This is a genomic window from Lentzea sp. NPDC004789, from assembly GCF_053601075.1.
In genome coordinates this window covers 802,732-819,643 of the sequence record NZ_JBSGBE010000002.1, presented here as the reverse complement: position 1 = coordinate 819,643, position 16,912 = coordinate 802,732, and the positions used below count along the sequence as shown (strand labels likewise).

Sequence of the window (16,912 nt, the reverse complement as noted above, 5' to 3'; positions counted from 1 at the left end):
CCGGGGGAATGGTCAACCCAACCGCCCCACGACTGGGTGTCGTGGTGCCGTCCGGAAATGCGGCGGTGGAGCCGGAGATCGCCGCGCTGCTGTTCGGTCATGTGAACGTCCACGCCACCCGCTTCCCGTTGTTCACCGAGTTCGAACAACGGGAGCGGATCGCGAAGTACAACGAGGCGCTGGCCCCCGCGATCGCGTCGTTCGGCCGCCTCGGCGCCCGCGCGGTCGTCGCCGAGTGCAGCGGGTCGCACTACCTGCAGGGGCCCGAGCGCGAGCAGGAGTTCTGCGACGACCTGAGCGTGCGGTTCGGCGTCGAGGTCACGACCGTCACGCGCACCGTGCTGGCGGCGCTCGCGAGCATCGACGCCACCGAGGTCACGCTCGTGTCGCCGTACGCCCAGTGGCTCACCGACCTCTCGCAGGGGTACTGGGAGGCCGCCGGGATCAAGGTCCGCGACATCGTGAAGGTCAAGTCCGCCAAGGGTTTCTCGCCCTACGACGTCACCACCGCCGAGCTGGTCGAGCAGGTCCGCGCGGCGGACCGCCCTCGTGACGAGGTGCTGCTGATGACCGGCACCGGCATGTTCACGCTGGCGGCGCTGAAGGAGCTCAAGGCGGGCACCGAACGCACGATCCTCACCTCGAACCTCGCCACCGCGTGGTGGGCGCTGGACCGGCTCGTGCCGGACGCGATCGTGGACTGGCGGCTGGCGCCGTGAGCGCGAGCCCTGGGGTCGTGGTCGTCGGTGCCGGACCGGTCGGCCTCACCGCCGCGCTGGTGCTGGCGCGGGCCGGCGTCCCCGTCACCGTGCTCGAACGAGGTCCTTCGCTGAGCACCGCCTCGCGGGCGTCGACGTTCCACCCGGCCACGCTCGACCTCCTGGCCGGGCTGGGTGTCGCCGACGAGTTCATCGCGCGCGGCCGCAAGGTGCACGACCTGCAGTGGCGCAGCCGGACCGGCGAGCTCCTGACGCGCATGAGCTACGACGCCATCGCCGACCGGACCGCGCACCCGTTCCGGCTGCACGCCGAGCAGACCGAGCTGACCCCGTTGCTGCTCAAGCACGTTCCGGACGTCCGCTGGAACACCGAGGTCGTCGACGTCCGGCAGAACGCCGACGGCGTCGAGCTGATCACGTCCGACGGCACGATCCGCGCCGAGCACGTGATCGCCGCGGACGGCGCGCACAGCACGGTCCGCTCCAAGCTGGGCCTGGACTTCCCCGGCGTCGAGTACCCCACCTATGCGTTGCGCGTCATCACGACCACCGAGCTGGACGGGTTGCTGCCCGGCCTCTCGCCGATGACGTACTTCCGGGACCCGGCCGGGTCGTGCAGCGTCCTCGGGCTGCCGGACCACTGGCGGGTGATCCTGCGCGTGCCGCACCAAGCCGACTTCTCGGTGGAAGCGTTGCTGCACAAGGCGTTGCCGACGCTGGCCGACCGGATCGAGGTGCGGGACGCGCACACCTACCGCACCTCGCGCCGGGTGATCGACGACTACCGGGTGGGACGCGTGCTGTTCGCGGGCGACGCGGCCCACCTCACCTCCACCGCCGGTGGCATGAACATGAACTGCGGCATCCACGACGCGGTCGACCTCGCCACCGCCCTGATTCACGGAAGCGCACTGCTCGACGAAGCCGCGCGACGCCGCCGGAACGTGGTCACCGACCACGTCATCCCGCGCAGCGAAGCACGAGTGTCCGGGGTGGACGGACAAGCGGGCAGCGTCGACGCCGCGGTGCGTCAACTCGCCGCCACCGCAAGCGATCCCGCCGAAGCGGCGCAGTACCTCGTCCAGGCATCGATGCTCGATTCGGTGCCCCTACTCGAAGGGTCCGCTGCCTCATGAAGATCTGGTTCCACAAGCACACCGTCGAGGGCCGGCTGCCGCTGCTCGACGAGTGGTACCGCAAGCACCTCGCCGAGGTCGCCTCGCCCGGCACCGAGATCGTCATCAAGACGCTCCCCGAAGACACCTACGACACCGAGACACCGTTCGACCTGGTGAAGTTCGGGGCGCTGCAGATCCACTTCAACGCCTACTTCGCCCGTGGCGCGGTGGAAGCCGAACGGCAGGGCTTCGACGCGTGGGTGATCGCCGCCGGGCAGGACCCCGGTCTGCACGACGGCCGCGCCCAGACGTCCATCCCGACGCTGGGCTACGGCGAGACGAGCTTCTTCTACTCGGCGATGCTCGGCTACAAGTTCGGTGTCCTCGGGTTCATGCCCGCGTTGCGCGAGATCATCACCGAGAACATCGAACGCTACGGCCTGACCGGCCGTCTCGCCGCCTACGAGCTGGTCGACGACGGTCACGAGGCCGTGCGCCAGGCGCTCGACGGCGACTTCGACCGGTTCGTCGAGGTGTTCGACGCCGCCGCGAAGAAGGCCGTGGACAAGGGCGCCCAGGTGCTGATCCCCGGCGAGGGCATCCCGGCGGAGATCTTCTGGCACCTCGGCACCAAGGAGCTGCACGGCGTTCCGGTGATCGACCCCGCCGGACTCCTGGTGCGGCAAGCGGAACTCGCGGTGAACCTCGGCCGCCTCGGCGTGGTGAACCGCTCCACGGCGGGCTACTGGTTCCGCCGGCCCGGCGACGCGCTCACCGAGCACGTCGAGAACGTCTTCCTCGGAAAGGCCATCTGATGTCTTCTCAGTTCCCCGTCGCCAGGCCCCGTCGGCTCCGTCGCACGCCCGCGCTGCGCCGGCTCGCCACGGAGACCCGGCTGCACCCGAGCAACCTGATCCAGCCGCTGTTCCTGCGCGAGGGCATCGACCAGCCGCGCGAGATCAGCTCGATGCCCGGCGTCTACCAGCACACCCGCGAGTCGCTGCGCAAGGCCGCCGCGGAGGCCGTGAGCGCGGGCGTCGGTGGCCTGCTGCTGTTCGGCATCCCGGTGGAGAAGGACCCGCTGGGCCTCGGCGCGACCGACCCCGAGGGCATCCTCCAGGTGGCGTTGCGCGACGTCGTCGAGGAGGTCGGTGACGCGACCGTCGTGATCGGCGACGTGAACCTCGACGAGTACACCGACCACGGCCACACCGGCGTGCTCGGCCCCGATGGCGACGTCGACAACGACGCCAGCATCGAACGCCTCGCGGACATGGCCGTGGTGCAGGCAGAAGCCGGGGCGCACGTGATCGCGCCGAGCGCCATGATGGACGGTCAGGTCGGCCGGATCCGCGCGAAGCTCGACGCCGCGGGCTTCTCCCACGTGCCGATCATGGGTTACTCGGCCAAGTACGCCTCGGCGTTCTACGGCCCGTTCCGCGACGCCGTGGAGTCGTCGCTCAAGGGCAACCGCCGCGCGTACCAGCAGGTGCCCGGCAACATCCGCGAGTCGCTGCGCGAGGTCGACCTCGACCTGGCCGAGGGCGCGGACTTCGTGATGGTCAAGCCCGCCGGCGCCTACCTCGACATCGTGCGCCTGGTCGCCGAGCACGTCGACGTTCCCGTTGCCGCGTACCAGGTCTCCGGTGAGTACTCGATGATCGAGGCCGCCGCCGCGAAGGGCTGGCTCGACCGCGACCAGGTCGTGCTGGAGAGCCTCAACTCCATCCGGCGCGCCGGCGCGTCGATCATCATCAGCTACTGGGCGACCGAGTTCGCCACACGTCTGGAGCGATGAGCGTGGGAGACGTCAAGCTGACCGTGCTGGGCATCAGCCACTCCTCGGCCCCGGTGGACGTGCTGGAGCGCGTCGTGATCTCCGGCGAGGACCTGGACGCGGTGCTCGGCGAGATCAACTCGGAAGACGAGTTCGGGGCCGTCTACGCGTTGTCGACGTGCAACCGGATGGAGTTCTACGTCGAGAAGCGGTCCGATTCCGCTGAATCCTCGTTGCGCGCCAAGCTGGTCGAGCGCCTCGGTCTGTCCGAAGAGGACGCATCGAGGTTCCTCTACCAGCACGAGGGCGCGGACGCGGTGCGGCACCTGTACTCGGTGTCGAGCGGCCTGGAGTCGATCGTCATCGGCGAGGACCAGATCCTCGGCCAGGTCAAGGACGCGCTGGACCGCTCGCGCCGCCTCGGCGCGGCCGGTCCGCTGATCAACCAGCTGGTGCAGTCCGCGATCAGGGTGGGCAAGCGGGTCCGCACCGAGACCGACATCAACCGCGCCGGGCGCTCGCTCGCCACGGTCGGTCTGTCCGCGCTGGAACACGTCGTCGGCGCGATGTCCGGTCGTTCGGCGCTCGTCGTGGGCGCGGGGGCGATGGCCGGTGTGGTCGTGGCGGCGTTGCGCGGCAGCGGACTGGCGCGGATCGACGTGGCGAACCGCACGCCGGAGAAGGCCGCGCGGCTCGCGGAGACCACAGGGGGCAACGGGTTCGGTCTGGAGCAGCTCCCCAGTCTGCTCGCAGAGGTGGACCTCGTCGTGACGTGCATCGGTGGCACCGGGGCGTTGATCACCGCTGCGGACGCGGAGGAGGCCGTGCGGCACCGCGCCGGTTCGCCGTTGTTCCTGCTGGACCTGGCGCTGCCGCGCAACATCGCCGGTGACGTGGCCAAGGTCGACGGGGTGTCGCTGGTCGACCTGGAGACGTTGGCGGGCAACGGGCCGGACGAGGCGGCACTGTCCAGTGTGGCCTCGGTGCGGGCGCTGATCGAAAGCGAGGTCGAGGGTTTCCTCGCGGCGCAACGGGCCGCGAAGGTGGCGCCGGCGCTGGTGAAGCTGCGGACCGTCGCGTCGACGACGGCGGAGGCCGAGCTGGGCCGGTTGTTCCGGAAGGTGCCGACGTTCGACGAGCAGCACCGCTCGGAGATCACGCTGTCGGTGCACCGGATCGTCGAGAAGGTGTTGCACGGGCCCACTGTGCGGGCCCGAGAGCTGGCGGGGGCCCCGGACGGCTCCCGGTACGTGGAAGTGCTGGGGAAGTTGTTCGACGTTCCCGGCGAACCGAGTGAGGTTGTGGCATGAGTGACCTGTCCCTGTTGTGGAACGCCGAGTCCGTCGCGGTCATCGGCGCTACCGAGCGCGAGGGCGCGCTGGGCCGCAAGCCCGTCGCGTACCTGCAGCGCTACGGCTACCCCGGCCGCATCCTGCCGATCAACCCCAAGGGCGGCACGATCCTCGGCTACCAGGCCTACCCGTCGGTGCTGGAGGCTCCCGGCCCGATCGACCTCGCGTTCATCGTGGTGTCGGCCGATCGGGTGCCCGCCGCCGTCGACGACTGCGTGGCCGCCGGCATCAAGGTCGCGATCATCGCGTCGTCCGGGTTCGCCGAGACCGGTGACGAGGGCGCGGCGCTGCAGGCCGAGACCGTGGCACGGGCGCGGGCCGGTGGACTGCGGCTGATCGGGCCGAACTGCATCGGTGCCGTCGGTTTCGGCAACAAGGTGATGGCGACCTTCAGCCCGCTGTTCTCGGCCGAGGCCGTGGTGTCGCTGGAGCCCGGCGGGCTCGGCATCGTCTCGCAGAGCGGCGCGCTGGGCTTCGGCGCGGCGTCGCTGGGCATCGAGCGCGGCATGCGCCCCGGCTGGGTGATCACCACCGGCAACGACGCCGACGTCTCCGCGCTGGAGGTCCTCGCCGAGCTGGCGGCCGAGCCGTCGTGCACCGGGCTGCTGGGCTACCTGGAGAACGTGCCGGACGTCGAGGCGCTGCGGTCGCTCGCGTCGTCGGGCAAGCCGGTGGCGCTGCTGAAGTCCGGCCGCAGCGAGGAAGGCGGCCGCGCGGCCGCCTCGCACACCGGTGCGCTCGCCACGGACGACCGGGTGCTGGACGCGGCACTGCGGCAGTTCGGCATCGTGCGGGCCGGGGACATCGACGAGCTGCTCGACGCCGGTGACGCGTTCGCCTCGCCGCGCAGGCCGCAGGGGCCGCGCGTCGCGATCGTCACCACGTCCGGCGGCTCGGGCATCCTCGCCGCGGACGACGTGGTGGCGCAGGGTCTTGAGCTGACGCCGTTGAAGGACGAGACGCGGGCGGCGCTGGCCGAGATCATCCCGAGCTTCGGTTCGGCGAACAACCCGGTCGACATCACGGCGGCCGTGCTGAGCGACCCCTCGCTGTTCGACCGTTCGCTGGACGTGATCGCCGCGGACGACACCGTCGACATGATCATCGGCTGCTTCTGCGTGATGACCGACGGCGATGTCGACAAGGCCGTGCGGGCGCTCGCGAAGGTGGCGGAGAAGTCGGGCAAGCCGGTGCTGGTGTCCCGCACCGGTGCGGACTTCCTCGCGCCGAACGCCCGCGCGACGCTGCGGGAGGCCGGCCTGCCGGACTACCCGTCGCCGGCCCGTGCCGTGCGGGCGGCGGCCGCGCTGTGGCAGGTGAGCAAGCCGCGTCCGTCGGATGCGCTGGCGGGCCTGGGGGTTCCGGCACCGTCGGGTGAGCTGACCGAGCCGGAGCTGAAGGCCCTGCTGTCGGAGGCGGGTCTCTCCGTGCCGGTGGGGCGGGTCGTGGCGTCGGCGTCCGAGGCCAAGGCCGTGGTGGACGAGGTCGGCGGGACCGCGGTGTTCAAGGCGGTCGTGCCGGGCCTGGTGCACAAGACCGACGTCGGCGCGGTGAAGGTCGGCGTGTCATCGGAGAACGCGGCGTACGCGTTCGAAGCGCTGTCCGCGTTCGGTGGCGGGGTGCTGGTCGAGGAACTGGTCGGCGAGGGCGTCGAGCTGATCATCGGCGTGCGCACCTCCGACCTCGGTCCGGTGCTGACCCTGGGTCTCGGTGGCATCTTCACCGAGGCGCTGGACGACGCGACCTCGCGGCTGCTGCCTCTCGCGCCCGGTGACGCGGCGCAGATGGTCGGCGAGCTGCGCGGCAGGGCGCTGCTGGACGGCGCCCGCGGCCGTGCCGCGGCCGATGTCCCGTCGCTGGTGCGGACGCTGGAGACCGTGGCGGCACTGGTGTCCGGCTGGGAGGGCGGGTTCGAGCTCGACCTCAACCCCGTCCGGGTGCTCGCCGAGGGCACGAAGATCCTGGACGCCGCTCACGTGATCGCGAAGGAAGCCTGACATGACTCTGTCCATTGTGGATCTCGGTGAGCCGGCTTCCGCTCCCGAGTCCGAGGCGTTGTTCGAGCGCGCGCAGAAGACCGTGCCGGGCGGGGTGAACTCGCCGGTGCGGGCGTTCCGCGCGGTCGGCGGCACGCCGCGGTTCATGAAGAGCGGCAAGGGCGCGTACATCACCGACGCGGACGGCCGCGAGTACGTCGACCTGATCTGCTCGTGGGGCCCGATGATCCTCGGTCACGCCCACCCGGCCGTGCAGGAGGCCGTGTACGAGGCGATCGGTCAGGGCACGTCGTTCGGCACGCCGACGCTGAACGAGGTCCTGCTGGCCGAGGAGATCGTGGCCCGCGTGGACCCGGTCGAGTCGGTGCGCCTGGTCAGCTCCGGCACCGAGGCGACGATGTCCGCGATCCGCCTGGCGCGCGGTTTCACCGGCCGCACCAAGGTGATCAAGTTCGCGGGCTGCTACCACGGCCACGTCGACGCGCTGCTGGCCGCGGCGGGTTCCGGTGTCGCGACGTTCGCGCTCCCGGACACCCCCGGCGTCACGGGCGCACAGGCCGGTGACACGATCGTGTTGCCGTACAACGACCTCGACGCCGTCCGTGCGGCTTTCGTCGAGAACCCGGACACGATCGCGTGCGTGATCACCGAGGCGTCGCCGGGCAACATGGGCGTCGTCCCGCCCGCCCCCGGCTTCACCGCCGGGCTGCGCGAGCTGACGTCCGCGTTCGGCGCCCTGCTGATCTCCGACGAGGTCATGACCGGCTTCCGGCTCTCGCGCGCCGGCTGGTACGGCCGCGAGGGCGTGGCCGCCGACCTGTTCACGTTCGGCAAGGTCATGGGCGGCGGTTTCCCGGCGGCGGCGTTCGGCGGCCGCGCGGACGTGATGGCCCACCTCGCCCCGGCCGGCCCGGTGTACCAGGCGGGCACGCTGTCGGGCAATCCCGTTGCCACGGCAGCAGGTCTGGCGACGCTGCGGCACTGCACGCCCGACGTGTACACGCACCTCGACGCGACGGCGACGGTGGTCGGCGGCATGATCTCGGACGCGCTGGCCCGCGAGGGCGTCGAACACCAGCTGCAGCACAGCGGCAACATGTTCTCGGTGTTCTTCGCCGCCGAGCCGGTGACGGACTTCGAGGCGGCGAAGGCCAGCGAGACGTTCCGGTACAACGCGTTCTTCCACGCGATGCTGAACCAGGGCGTCTACCTGCCGCCGTCCGCGCTGGAGTCGTGGTTCCTGTCGGCCGCGCACGACGACGCGGCGCTGGACCGGATCGCCTCGGCCCTGCCGCTGGCCGCGAAGGCCGCCGCGTCGGCCTGATGGTGCAGCGAAAAATGGGGGATGCCACCGGCATCCCCCATTTTGGCGCGGTCAGACCTTGGCGGTGACTTCGACGTCGATGTTGCCGCGGGTGGCCTTGGAGTACGGGCAACGCTGGTGCGCCTGCCCGACCAGGTCGTCGGCCTGCTCCTGGGTGAGACCGGGCAGCGTGGCGACGATGTGCGCGCCGAGGTGGTAGCCGTCCTCGCCCTTCACCAGGTCCACCGAGACCGTGACGGTGCTGTCGGTGAGATCGGCCTTCGCGTTGCGCGCCACCAGCCGCAGCGCCGAGTGGAAGCACGCGCCCCACCCGGCCGCGAAGAGCTGCTCGGGGTTCGTGCCCTCGCCGCTGCCGCCGACCTCCTTGGGGCTGGTCAGTTTCAGGTCGAGCACCCCGTCGGCGGACGTCGCCGCGCCCTGCCGGCCGTCCCCGCTCGACGTGACCTCCGCCGTGTAGACCACAGACACTGCTGCTCCTCTCGTTTTGGCGCCGAAGCTAGGTGGGTTCGCCCGCCGCGGTCACTACGGGACCTCGTAGCGACTTCGCGCGCCCGCGCGGGAAGTCTGGGCAGCGTCGTCGTCAAGTGGTTGGAGGGGCTGTGCCTGGTCCGTTGGAAGGCGTGCGGGTGCTGGAGATCGGCGGGTCGGTCGCCGGGGCGTTCGCCGCGACCGTGCTCGCGGACCTCGGCGCGGACGTGCTGCGCATCGACCGGGCGGCCCAGGTGCCCGCCGCGCCCGTCGAGCCGTCGCCCGACCCGCTGGGCCGCGGCCGCCGGTCCGTCGCCGTCGACCTGAAGCACGCGGACGGTCCCGCGGTCGTGCTGGACCTCGTCGCGGCCGCCGACGTGGTCGTCGAGGGCGGACGGCCCGGCAGCGCGGAGAAGCTCGGCATCGGCCCGGAGGTGTGCCTGGCGCGCAACCCGCGGCTGGTCTACGGCCGCGTCACCGGCTGGGGCCAGGACGGCCCGCTGGCCAGGCGCGCGGGCCACGACATCACGTTCCTCGGCGTCACGGGCGCGCTGTCGGTGCCGGGCCAGGTCCCCGCCACGCCGCCGCCGTACTACCTGTCGAGCTTCGCGGGCGGTGCGCTGCAGCTGGTGATCGGCATCCAGGCGGCGCTGCTGGAACGCGCTCGTTCGGGCCAGGGCCAGGTGGTCGACGCGGCGATGGTCGAGGGCACCGCGCTGCTGTCCGTGCTGATCGACCAGTGGCGCAACACCCCCGGCCGCGTCACGGTGGTCGACGCGCCGTTCTACACGACCTACGAGTGCGCCGACGGCCGGTTCCTGTCGGTCGGCGCGGTCGAGTCGCACTTCTACCGCGAGCTGCTGGACAAGCTCGGCCTGGGCGAGGTCGCGTTGCCCGACCAGTACGACGAGTCCGGCTGGCCGCTGCTGTCGGTGAAGATCGGCGAGGCCTTCCTGTCCCGCGACAGCACGGAGTGGGAGAAGATCTTCGCCGACTCGGACGCCTGCGTGGCACCGGTGCTGGCGCCCTCCGAGGTCGCCGGGCACCCGCACCTGCAGGCGCGCGGCTCGTTCGTCGACGTCGGCGGGCAGCACCAGCCCCGTCCCGCGCCGCGGTTCTCCCGCTCGGAGACCGGGGTGCCGTCGGTGGCGCCGTACGCGGGCCAGCACACCGCTTCGGCCCTGCGGGACTGGGGAGTCGAGGGATGGGCGGACAGCGCGGCGATTCGGGGCGTGTGATGGCGGGTGGTCAGTGGCTGGGTGGGCAGCCCAGCGGCTTGGAGCGTGTGATGGCTGAGACCCGGCGGGGCTCGCGGTGCAGCGGCGCGGTCCGGAGCGTCTGATGCGCCAGGTCTTCACCCTCCTGCCCGGCATGGTGGCGCTGGGCCTGGACGCGTACGTCGTGGCCGGCGTGCTGCCCCAGATCAGCGCCTCCCTGCACCAACCGGTCCCCGCGGTGGGCCAGCTCGTCACCGTCTTCACCCTGTCGTACGCACTTCTCTCGCCGATCGCCGCGACCCTGGTGACCGGCAAGCCGATGCGCGTCGTCCTGCTGTCCGCCCTGGCCGTCTTCACCGTCGGCAACGCCCTGAGCGCCGTGGCGACCTCGCTCGCGTTCCTGTTGCTGTCACGGGTGATCGCGGGCTTCGGCGCGGGCCTGTACTCCCCGATGTCGGCGGCCACCGCGGCCGCTCTGGTCCCGCCCGAACGCCGGGGCCGAGCCCTCGCGCTGATCACCATCGGCCTGAGCTCCGGCACCGTCGCGGGCGTGCCGCTGGGCCTGCTGCTCGCGTCGCACGTCGGCTGGCGCGGCACGTTCTGGCTCGTCACCGCACTAGGGGTGGTGGCGATGTGCGGGGTGGCGGTGTCGCTGCCCGCCATCCCGCCCGCCGCACCGCCGTCGCTGCGCGCCAGGCTGGGAGTCCTGGCCGACCGGCACGTCCTGTCGATCGTGCTGGTGACCGTCTTCTCCACGCTCACGAGCCTCGGCACCTACACCTACATCGCCCCGATCCTGAACCGCGACAACGTGACCGCGTACCTGGTGATCTGGGGCCTGGGCGGGCTCGCCGGCAACCTGCTGGTGGGCGCGGTGATCGACCGCTGGCGCGACACCCGCACGCTGATGGGCGTCCTGCTCACCGTGATGGGCGCGAGCCTGGCGCTGCTGCCCGTCGGCCCACCGGCCCTGCTGGTCTTCCTGTGGGGCGCGAGCGCCTGGAGCTGCCCGGCCACCCAGCAGCACCGGGTGATGGCGGCGCGACCGCTGGAGGGCCCGGTCGCCGTGTCGCTCAACGCGTCCGCGATCTACCTCGGCTCGTCGCTCGGGGCGGGGCTGGGCGGCATGGTGCTGGCGGGCGGGGGAGCGCCGGCGTGGCTCGCGTACGGGTTCGGCGGCCTGGCGGTGTGCGCGGCGGTGCTGAACCAGCTGATCACGGCGAAAGCGCCTGCCGCGCAACGGGTCTGAAGTCCTTGCCGCTCCGGCGCCGCCGTGATGTGGTGGTCACCATGTCGGCGGACCCCGAGCAGCCGGTCCCTCCTGGGATCACCGATGCGCACGACAGCTCTGGTTTTGTGATCGGCGACAACGCGCAACAACACAACAACTACAACTTCTACCTGCAGAAGCTCGCGGGCACCACGGACATCGAGTGGATGAACCGGTTGCTCGCCGCGCAGGAGAAGCACCTGGCATCACAGCAGGAACACATCGAGGAGCTGCGCGAACGTCAGGTGCGGGAGCTCGGCCGCCTGGAGGAGCAGTTCTCCAGGGTGCGGGACGTCTTCCCGGCCGTGGTGCAGGTGGCGCGGATACTCCAGGAGGACCGGGCGCGCGCCGCCGCGGAACAGGCGGTGCTGAACGAGAAGCTCGACCACGTGGTCAACGAGAACCAGCACCTCAGACAAGAGCACGAGCGGCTCACCGAGTACATCCGCGAGCTCGAGGTGGAGTACGCGCGGGCGAAGCAGGCACTGGTCGAGGTGCACGTCGAGCAGCGGTTCCTGGTGCGGATCGAGGACGCTCTGCGCACCCGGTGGATCGCCTTCTCGCGGGGACAGGCGGAGCCCGAACCGCCCCAGCGCACCACCGCTCGGTTCGCTCTTCCCACGAGGTCCGATGACGAGTGGGACGTGCTGACCTACTGCCGTCAGGCGCTCGACGAGGTGCACGCGATCCAGGTGGAGGTCCAGCAGGCGCTGGAGGAGCTCGCGGCCGATCTCTTCGGGACCGCGGCGGCTGAAACGGAGGCGAAGACGAGGTCCGAGGCGGAGATCACGATCCGTCGCAAGCTCGCGCAGGCCGAGGAGAAGATCCGCGAGCAGGAGAGAACCCTCGAGCGGGAGAAGCGCAAGCACGCACGGCCGAAATCCCCGGCAGCGGCCGTGCGCACGACCGACGTGATCAGCGGCGTGCTGCCGGGCCTCGGCCTGTTCCTGCTGGGCGTGGTCATCCGGGAGGTGCCCAGGATGCCCGCGCTGTCCGAAGGTCAGAAGCTCTTCTTCACCGCGCTCACGCTGCTCCTGCTGGGCCTGCCCGTGTGGACGCTCGTCAAGTGGGCGCGGTCAGCCGGCCGCCCGGCACCGGAACTGGCCGCCGCGATCTGCCTCTTCTGCGTGGTCGCGGGTTACTTCAGCTGGGTGCTGGTGGTGCTCCCGGCGCTCGCCGCGCTCACGTCGGTGCTGACGACGAGGAAGGCGGGCGGCGAGTTCGCGTTCATGTTCGTGGGCGTCGCCATCGCGGGGGTGGCGTTCCCGAAGGTCACGTGGTGGTCGTGGACCGGGTTCCACTGGCTGGCGGTCGTGCTCGGCTAGGACCGGGCGGTGACCGGATCACCCGGCCGCCGCCCAGCCGGTGCTCAGCAGCGCTTGACCCGCACCGTCCCGCGGCTCGACTCGACGATCGCGAAGTTCAGCCGGTCGGGATCCGCCGACCCGAGCATCACGCGCACCTCGGCGTTGATGTTGATGTTGCGCCGTTCACCGCACGGCACCCATTGGGTCTCCGCCGGGTCCGGCCGGTAGGTGGTCTGCCAGTCGTCGCTGAACGGCCCGGTGAACGCGTGGTTCACGGTGGCGCTCGACGTCATGCCCTGGATGTAGGTGTTGACGCGGTTCAACGCCGTCGCGCCGTCCTGCAGGTGCGTGTAGCCCTCGTAGGTGGTGCGCGCCAGGCCGTAGGTGTAGCCGTCGGGCACGGACACGCGGAGGTTGACCTGGCAGTTCTTGCGCATGTCGACGGGTGACGAGCCGCCGCCCGCGCGTGCCAGGAATGTGTGGTAGTCGATGGTGAACGTTCTGCCGGACGTCTTCACGTCGGCGTCGCCTGCCGGGCAACCCGATCCGTTGACGGTCACGACCTCGATGGTCGCCGCGGGTTCTTCCGCCGCGTCCGTGGGGGCGAGGGCGGTGAGGGCCACTAGTGCTGCCGCTGCGGTGGTGAGCATGAGGAACCTTTCCGAGGGGTCCGTGGCGGCGGGCAGCACTCGACGCTAGTGACGGAAGTTCCCCGGCTATCTGACGATTGCCTGACGATTCACGGCTTGAACGGCAGCAGTTCCTCCGCGACACCGGGGCGCACGACCACGCACGTCGACTCCGGCACCTCCTGCCAGGCGCCCACCAGGTCGCCCAGCGGTTCGGACACGACGAGGCGCGAGTCGTCGGCCAGGTCGTGCAGCGCCGGGTTGTCCGGGTACTGGCGGCGCAGCGTCGTCACGTCGGTGCTGTGGTACAGCGTCCGCGACTTGCCTCGGCTCGAGTAGCGGAACGCCCAGGTGGTGGAGCCGTCGGTGACCGCGACGGTCATCTGGATCGGGTACTCGACGCCCGCACGCCGGCCGACGTCCTCGACGAACTCGACCATGCGCGCGACGGCGGCGGGCGGGTCCTGCTCCAGGCCGAAGCTGACCGCGAGGTAGAACATGATCTCGGAGTCCGTCGAGCCCTCGATCAGCGGGAACAGCAGCGGGTCGATCGCCAGCGCCAGCTCGCGGTGCACCAGCGGGAACTTCGCCACGAGACCGTTGTGCATCCACAACCAGTTCTTCCAGCGGAACGGGTGGCAGTTCGACCGCTGCACCGCGCCGCCGGTGGACGCCCGCACGTGGGCGAACACCCGGTCGACGGTGATCTGCGCGGACAGCTCGCGGAGGTTGCGGTCGTTCCACGCCGGCTCGGTGCTCAGGAACAGTCCGGGCGTGCTCGTGCTGCCGTACCAGCCGATGCCGAACCCGTCCCCGTTCACGGCCGTCGCGCCCAGCCGGGCGTGCTTCGACTGCATGACCAGCGAGTTCTCCGGCGCGTAGAGCAGTTCCTCCAACAGCACCGGCGAACCGGAATACGCGAGCCACCGGCACATGACGGACCTCCCTTTGCCCAGCGGCTACATGGGAACACGGACCGGACCGCGAAGGCGAGGTTTGCGGCGGCGCGCCCTCCTCAGGCAGCATGCTGGGTGTGACGGTTCCCCCCGGCGTGCGGCCTCCGGCCCATCCGCAGCACTTCGAGACGATCGAAACGCGCGCGCCGGTCCAGGTCATCGAGCCGGCCGAGCCGCCGCAGGAACGCAACGACATGGCCGTCATCGGCCCGATCGCCGCGCTCGTGCTCGCACTGACGATCAGCACGCTGGTCCTGCAGCACCCGGCCGCGCGGGCCGTGGCCGCCGGGCTCGCGACGCTCGGGCTGATCGTCGCGGTGGTGCTGATGCTGATGGCGAAGAAGCCGGACAAGCCGAAGGGCGGCAGGCACGTCGCCCGGCACCGGGTGGAGCCCGAGGAGGGCACCGTGCGGATCACGCCCGGCTGGAACACCCGCCGCTGACTAGAGGGCCGGGGGAGTGGTGCTGGTCAGCCGCGGATCCGGCCGTCCGCCCGACATCGCGAGCATCCCGCGCAGCACCTGCAGCAGCTTGCGCAGCCCGCTCGGCCTGCGCCGGTCGATCCCGCCGACCAGCTGCTTCAGCACGGACAGCTGGTCGAAGTAGATCCGCTCGGTGACGAGGTTCTCGTTCTCGTCGAAGATGAAGTACGCGGTCATCCGCGTGCGGTGCGTGCCGCCGGTGGCCGGGATGCCGCCCAACGGCCCGAGGTGCGTGCCGAGCAGCCAGAACTCCACGATCACGGCGTCGACGCTGTGCCGGAACGAGATCAGCTCGTGGTGCTGGTCGGGGAACGCCACGCGCGTGTCGGTGTAGTACTGCCGCACCGCGCTGTCGCCGTCGTGGACGACCATCTGGGCGATGATCTCGTAGTGCGGGTGGGGGAACGTCGACAGCGTGGCGTCCCAGTCGTGGGCCACCTCGTCGCGGAAGTGGTCCAGCACGAGCTTCTCCCTGGCCTGGAGGACCTCTCGCGCGGGCAGGGTGAACCGGTCGGACATCAAAGCTCCTCAGTGGACGATGCGGCCGTGGCTGAACGTGGGCGCGGTGCCGGGGTTCGTCCAGGCGCCGGTGAGCTCGCTGGACGGGAAGAACTGGGGGAACCTCGGATCGGCCTGGCTGGGGTCGGCGAGCGTCTTCTCCAGCACGATCGAGTTGTACTGGTCGGCGGTGGTCTCGACGGTGTTCGCGTTGAGCACGACCTCCTGCTGCCACCGCCGCGCCCAGCTCGCGAGGCCGGGCAGCGACGAGTGCTCGGGCACCAGTGCCTCCGCGGCGATCACGTTCTCGCTGCTCACCCAGATGCCGGTCGAGGTGTTGAGCACGAGGCTCTGGTTGCCGAACACGTGACCGGGGGTCTTGACCACCGCGACGCCCGGCCCCAGCACGACCGAGCCGTCGATCGGCAGGAACGCCTCCGCCGGCACGTCGCGGTAGGCGGCGGGCTGGTACCAGGGCTGCTGCAACGGGTGCAGCTCCGCCAGGGCCGCCAGTTCGTCGCGCTGCACGATCACCTTGGCGTTGGGGAAGAACGCCTCGGAGCTGCTCGTGCCGATCCAGCGCCGCAGGTCCTGGGTGTGCAGGTGGTCGAACATCAGGTAGTCGACGTCCTCCGGCGCGATCCCGAGCCGCGCGAGGTGGCCGGGCACGGTGCCGTGGGACCTCACGACGCGGCGCTCGACGAACCCCGGCGTGCGCGCGGACAGGTCGTCGAAGTACGGCGTGTAGCGGCCCATCTCGTGGTCGCTCGGCTCGAACAGCAACACCCGGTCCTGCCAGCGGATCACCAGCATCCGGTTGGTGATCGACAGGAACGGCGCGATCGCCCGCGACGCCCGGAACAGCCCGAACCGCGTCGGGTACGGCAGCGTCACCAGGTCGCACGTCACCACGCCGTCCGGCGTGCCGGTCGACGCGAACTCGCCGCGGAACGCCAGTCCGCGCTCCCGTGCGACCCGCAGCCGTGCGCCCGGCCCGCCCTCGACGTCCAGGCCGCGAAGCGTGTCGATCTCGGTTCCGATCGTCGGCAGATCCGCCGTCGTGCCCCAGGGGAAGCGCATCGGCCCTCCATTACCCACGGTGTGGGTTAAACGCTAAACCCACACCGTGGACATCCGCAAGGCACAATGGCCGGGTGACCGGAACCCGCCGAGGCCGCCCCCGCACGCCGCTGCTGTCCCGCGAGTCGATCGTCGCGGCCACGCTGCAGGTCATCGACGCGGAAGGCACCGCGGCGGTGGGCATGCGCTCGGTCGCGCGGGCACTCGGGGTGGACGCGAAGAGCCTCTACAACCACGTCGACGGCAAGGACGGCCTGCTCGACGCCGTCACCGAGCACCTGCTGGGCGGCCTGGTCCTTCCCGCACCCACCGGCGACGCCCGCCGCGACCTGCGCGCCATCGCCGACAGCTTCCGCGACCAGGCCCTGAAACACCCGCAGGCCGCTCCGCTCGTGCTGACCCGCCAGCTCGCCTCCCACCAGGCGCTCGCCCCCGTCAACGCCGTGCTGGCGGTGCTGCGCGGCGCGGGCGCGGGCGCCGAGGAGGCCGTGCACATGCTGCGGATGCTGCTCGCCACGCTGATCGGCACGCTGCTGCGCGAGGTGTCGGCGGCTGCGGCGTTCGGGAACAACGACCGCGAGGACACGCTCGCCGCCAGCGGGCTGCCCGCGCTGGCCGACGCCGCGGCGCACCTCGCCCGGTTCGACCGCGAGGCCGAGTACGAGTACACAGTGGACCTCGCGATCACCGCCGTGCTGCACCGCATCGGATGACAACC

The 16,912-nt window shown here is 71.1% G+C and carries 17 protein-coding genes; 12 read left to right on the top strand and 5 right to left on the bottom strand.

What is annotated here, in order from left to right; all coding sequences use genetic code 11:
• Nucleotides 1–8: 8 nt before the first annotated feature.
• From ACWEIJ_RS07460 to hemL, 7 genes are read left to right on the top strand one after another with little or no spacing between them, the layout of a single operon-like run.
• A complete protein-coding gene (locus tag ACWEIJ_RS07460) occupies nucleotides 9–719 on the top strand; it encodes a maleate cis-trans isomerase family protein (RefSeq protein ID WP_449836322.1) in 711 nt (236 codons plus the stop codon).
• Nucleotides 716–1,855 (top strand): FAD-dependent oxidoreductase, encoded by a 1,140-nt coding sequence (locus ACWEIJ_RS07455; RefSeq protein ID WP_449836321.1) that lies wholly within the window; start codon nucleotides 716–718, stop codon nucleotides 1,853–1,855. The genes ACWEIJ_RS07460 and ACWEIJ_RS07455 overlap by 4 nt, the downstream gene beginning before the upstream one ends.
• A complete protein-coding gene (locus ACWEIJ_RS07450; protein ID WP_449836320.1) occupies nucleotides 1,852–2,652 on the top strand; it encodes an aspartate/glutamate racemase family protein in 801 nt (266 codons plus the stop codon). Before ACWEIJ_RS07455 ends, ACWEIJ_RS07450 begins: the two co-directional genes overlap by 4 nt.
• Nucleotides 2,652–3,635, top strand: coding sequence for a porphobilinogen synthase (gene hemB, locus ACWEIJ_RS07445; RefSeq protein ID WP_449836319.1), 984 nt, complete (start codon nucleotides 2,652–2,654; stop codon nucleotides 3,633–3,635). Before ACWEIJ_RS07450 ends, hemB begins: the two co-directional genes overlap by 1 nt.
• Nucleotides 3,632–4,924, top strand: a complete 1,293-nt coding sequence (hemA, locus tag ACWEIJ_RS07440) for a glutamyl-tRNA reductase (RefSeq protein ID WP_449836318.1) — start codon at nucleotides 3,632–3,634, stop codon at nucleotides 4,922–4,924. Before hemB ends, hemA begins: the two co-directional genes overlap by 4 nt.
• The gene (locus tag ACWEIJ_RS07435; RefSeq protein WP_449836317.1) at nucleotides 4,921–6,963 is read left to right on the top strand and encodes an acetate--CoA ligase family protein; all 2,043 of its coding nucleotides are present in this window, start codon (nucleotides 4,921–4,923) and stop codon (nucleotides 6,961–6,963) included. Before hemA ends, ACWEIJ_RS07435 begins: the two co-directional genes overlap by 4 nt.
• Before the next feature lies 1 nt (nucleotide 6,964).
• Complete coding sequence (gene hemL / locus ACWEIJ_RS07430) at nucleotides 6,965–8,287, top strand: glutamate-1-semialdehyde 2,1-aminomutase (RefSeq protein WP_449836316.1); 1,323 nt, start codon at nucleotides 6,965–6,967, stop codon at nucleotides 8,285–8,287.
• Nucleotides 8,288–8,338: 51 nt separating this feature from the next.
• On the opposite strand, the gene ACWEIJ_RS07425 is transcribed toward hemL, so the two are convergent.
• A complete protein-coding gene (locus ACWEIJ_RS07425; protein WP_449836315.1) occupies nucleotides 8,339–8,755 on the bottom strand; it encodes an organic hydroperoxide resistance protein in 417 nt (138 codons plus the stop codon).
• Nucleotides 8,756–8,886: 131 nt separating this feature from the next.
• Here ACWEIJ_RS07425 and ACWEIJ_RS07420 point away from each other — a divergent pair, with 131 nt between their 5' ends.
• The 3 genes from ACWEIJ_RS07420 to ACWEIJ_RS07410 all read left to right on the top strand — a co-directional run bounded on the left by ACWEIJ_RS07420 (nucleotide 8,887) and on the right by ACWEIJ_RS07410 (nucleotide 12,567).
• On the top strand, nucleotides 8,887–9,993 hold the full coding sequence (locus tag ACWEIJ_RS07420) for a CaiB/BaiF CoA transferase family protein (protein WP_449836314.1): 1,107 nt from the start codon (nucleotides 8,887–8,889) through the stop codon (nucleotides 9,991–9,993).
• 103 nt (nucleotides 9,994–10,096) lie between these two features.
• A complete protein-coding gene (locus ACWEIJ_RS07415) occupies nucleotides 10,097–11,221 on the top strand; it encodes an MFS transporter (RefSeq protein ID WP_449836313.1) in 1,125 nt (374 codons plus the stop codon).
• 41 nt (nucleotides 11,222–11,262) lie between these two features.
• Nucleotides 11,263–12,567, top strand: coding sequence for a hypothetical protein (locus ACWEIJ_RS07410; RefSeq protein ID WP_449836312.1), 1,305 nt, complete (start codon nucleotides 11,263–11,265; stop codon nucleotides 12,565–12,567).
• Nucleotides 12,568–12,611: 44 nt separating this feature from the next.
• Here the strand turns inward: ACWEIJ_RS07410 and ACWEIJ_RS07405 are convergent, their stop codons facing one another.
• Together ACWEIJ_RS07405 and ACWEIJ_RS07400 are read right to left on the bottom strand one after the other, a co-directional pair.
• Nucleotides 12,612–13,199, bottom strand: coding sequence for a DUF4360 domain-containing protein (locus ACWEIJ_RS07405; protein WP_449836311.1), 588 nt, complete (start codon nucleotides 13,197–13,199; stop codon nucleotides 12,612–12,614).
• 89 nt (nucleotides 13,200–13,288) lie between these two features.
• The gene (locus ACWEIJ_RS07400; RefSeq protein WP_449836310.1) at nucleotides 13,289–14,113 is read right to left on the bottom strand and encodes a class II glutamine amidotransferase; all 825 of its coding nucleotides are present in this window, start codon (nucleotides 14,111–14,113) and stop codon (nucleotides 13,289–13,291) included.
• Between the two features lie 98 nt (nucleotides 14,114–14,211).
• On the opposite strand from ACWEIJ_RS07400, the gene ACWEIJ_RS07395 reads away from it, so the two are divergent.
• Complete coding sequence (locus ACWEIJ_RS07395) at nucleotides 14,212–14,577, top strand: hypothetical protein (RefSeq protein ID WP_449836309.1); 366 nt, start codon at nucleotides 14,212–14,214, stop codon at nucleotides 14,575–14,577.
• Here ACWEIJ_RS07395 and ACWEIJ_RS07390 read toward each other — a convergent pair whose 3' ends face one another.
• Together ACWEIJ_RS07390 and ACWEIJ_RS07385 are read right to left on the bottom strand one after the other, a co-directional pair.
• Entirely contained in the window at nucleotides 14,578–15,135 is a 558-nt protein-coding gene (locus ACWEIJ_RS07390) for an ester cyclase (protein ID WP_449836308.1), read from the bottom strand.
• Between the two features lie 9 nt (nucleotides 15,136–15,144).
• Nucleotides 15,145–16,194: a hypothetical protein gene (locus ACWEIJ_RS07385; protein WP_449836307.1), complete on the bottom strand. Its 1,050-nt coding sequence runs from the start codon at nucleotides 16,192–16,194 to the stop codon at nucleotides 15,145–15,147.
• A 74-nt stretch (nucleotides 16,195–16,268) separates the two neighbouring features.
• Between ACWEIJ_RS07385 and ACWEIJ_RS07380 the strand changes: the two genes are divergently transcribed.
• Nucleotides 16,269–16,907, top strand: coding sequence for a TetR/AcrR family transcriptional regulator (locus ACWEIJ_RS07380; RefSeq protein ID WP_449836306.1), 639 nt, complete (start codon nucleotides 16,269–16,271; stop codon nucleotides 16,905–16,907).
• Nucleotides 16,908–16,912 lie beyond the last annotated feature (5 nt).

Excerpts from the sequence above, each read along its gene's own strand:
- ACWEIJ_RS07460 (WP_449836322.1), top strand. The coding sequence starts at position 9 with ATGGTCAACCCAACCGCCCCACGACTGGGTGTCGTGGTGCCGTCCGGA.
- ACWEIJ_RS07450 (WP_449836320.1), top strand. The coding sequence starts at position 1,852 with ATGAAGATCTGGTTCCACAAGCACACCGTCGAGGGCCGGCTGCCGCTG.
- hemB (WP_449836319.1), top strand. The coding sequence starts at position 2,652 with ATGTCTTCTCAGTTCCCCGTCGCCAGGCCCCGTCGGCTCCGTCGCACG.
- hemA (WP_449836318.1), top strand. The coding sequence starts at position 3,632 with ATGAGCGTGGGAGACGTCAAGCTGACCGTGCTGGGCATCAGCCACTCC.
- ACWEIJ_RS07435 (WP_449836317.1), top strand. The coding sequence starts at position 4,921 with ATGAGTGACCTGTCCCTGTTGTGGAACGCCGAGTCCGTCGCGGTCATC.
- hemL (WP_449836316.1), top strand. The coding sequence starts at position 6,965 with ATGACTCTGTCCATTGTGGATCTCGGTGAGCCGGCTTCCGCTCCCGAG.
- ACWEIJ_RS07415 (WP_449836313.1), top strand. The coding sequence starts at position 10,097 with ATGCGCCAGGTCTTCACCCTCCTGCCCGGCATGGTGGCGCTGGGCCTG.
- ACWEIJ_RS07410 (WP_449836312.1), top strand. The coding sequence starts at position 11,263 with ATGTCGGCGGACCCCGAGCAGCCGGTCCCTCCTGGGATCACCGATGCG.
- ACWEIJ_RS07405 (WP_449836311.1), bottom strand. The coding sequence starts at position 13,199 with ATGCTCACCACCGCAGCGGCAGCACTAGTGGCCCTCACCGCCCTCGCC.
- ACWEIJ_RS07400 (WP_449836310.1), bottom strand. The coding sequence starts at position 14,113 with ATGTGCCGGTGGCTCGCGTATTCCGGTTCGCCGGTGCTGTTGGAGGAA.
- ACWEIJ_RS07390 (WP_449836308.1), bottom strand. The coding sequence starts at position 15,135 with ATGTCCGACCGGTTCACCCTGCCCGCGCGAGAGGTCCTCCAGGCCAGG.
- ACWEIJ_RS07385 (WP_449836307.1), bottom strand. The coding sequence starts at position 16,194 with ATGCGCTTCCCCTGGGGCACGACGGCGGATCTGCCGACGATCGGAACC.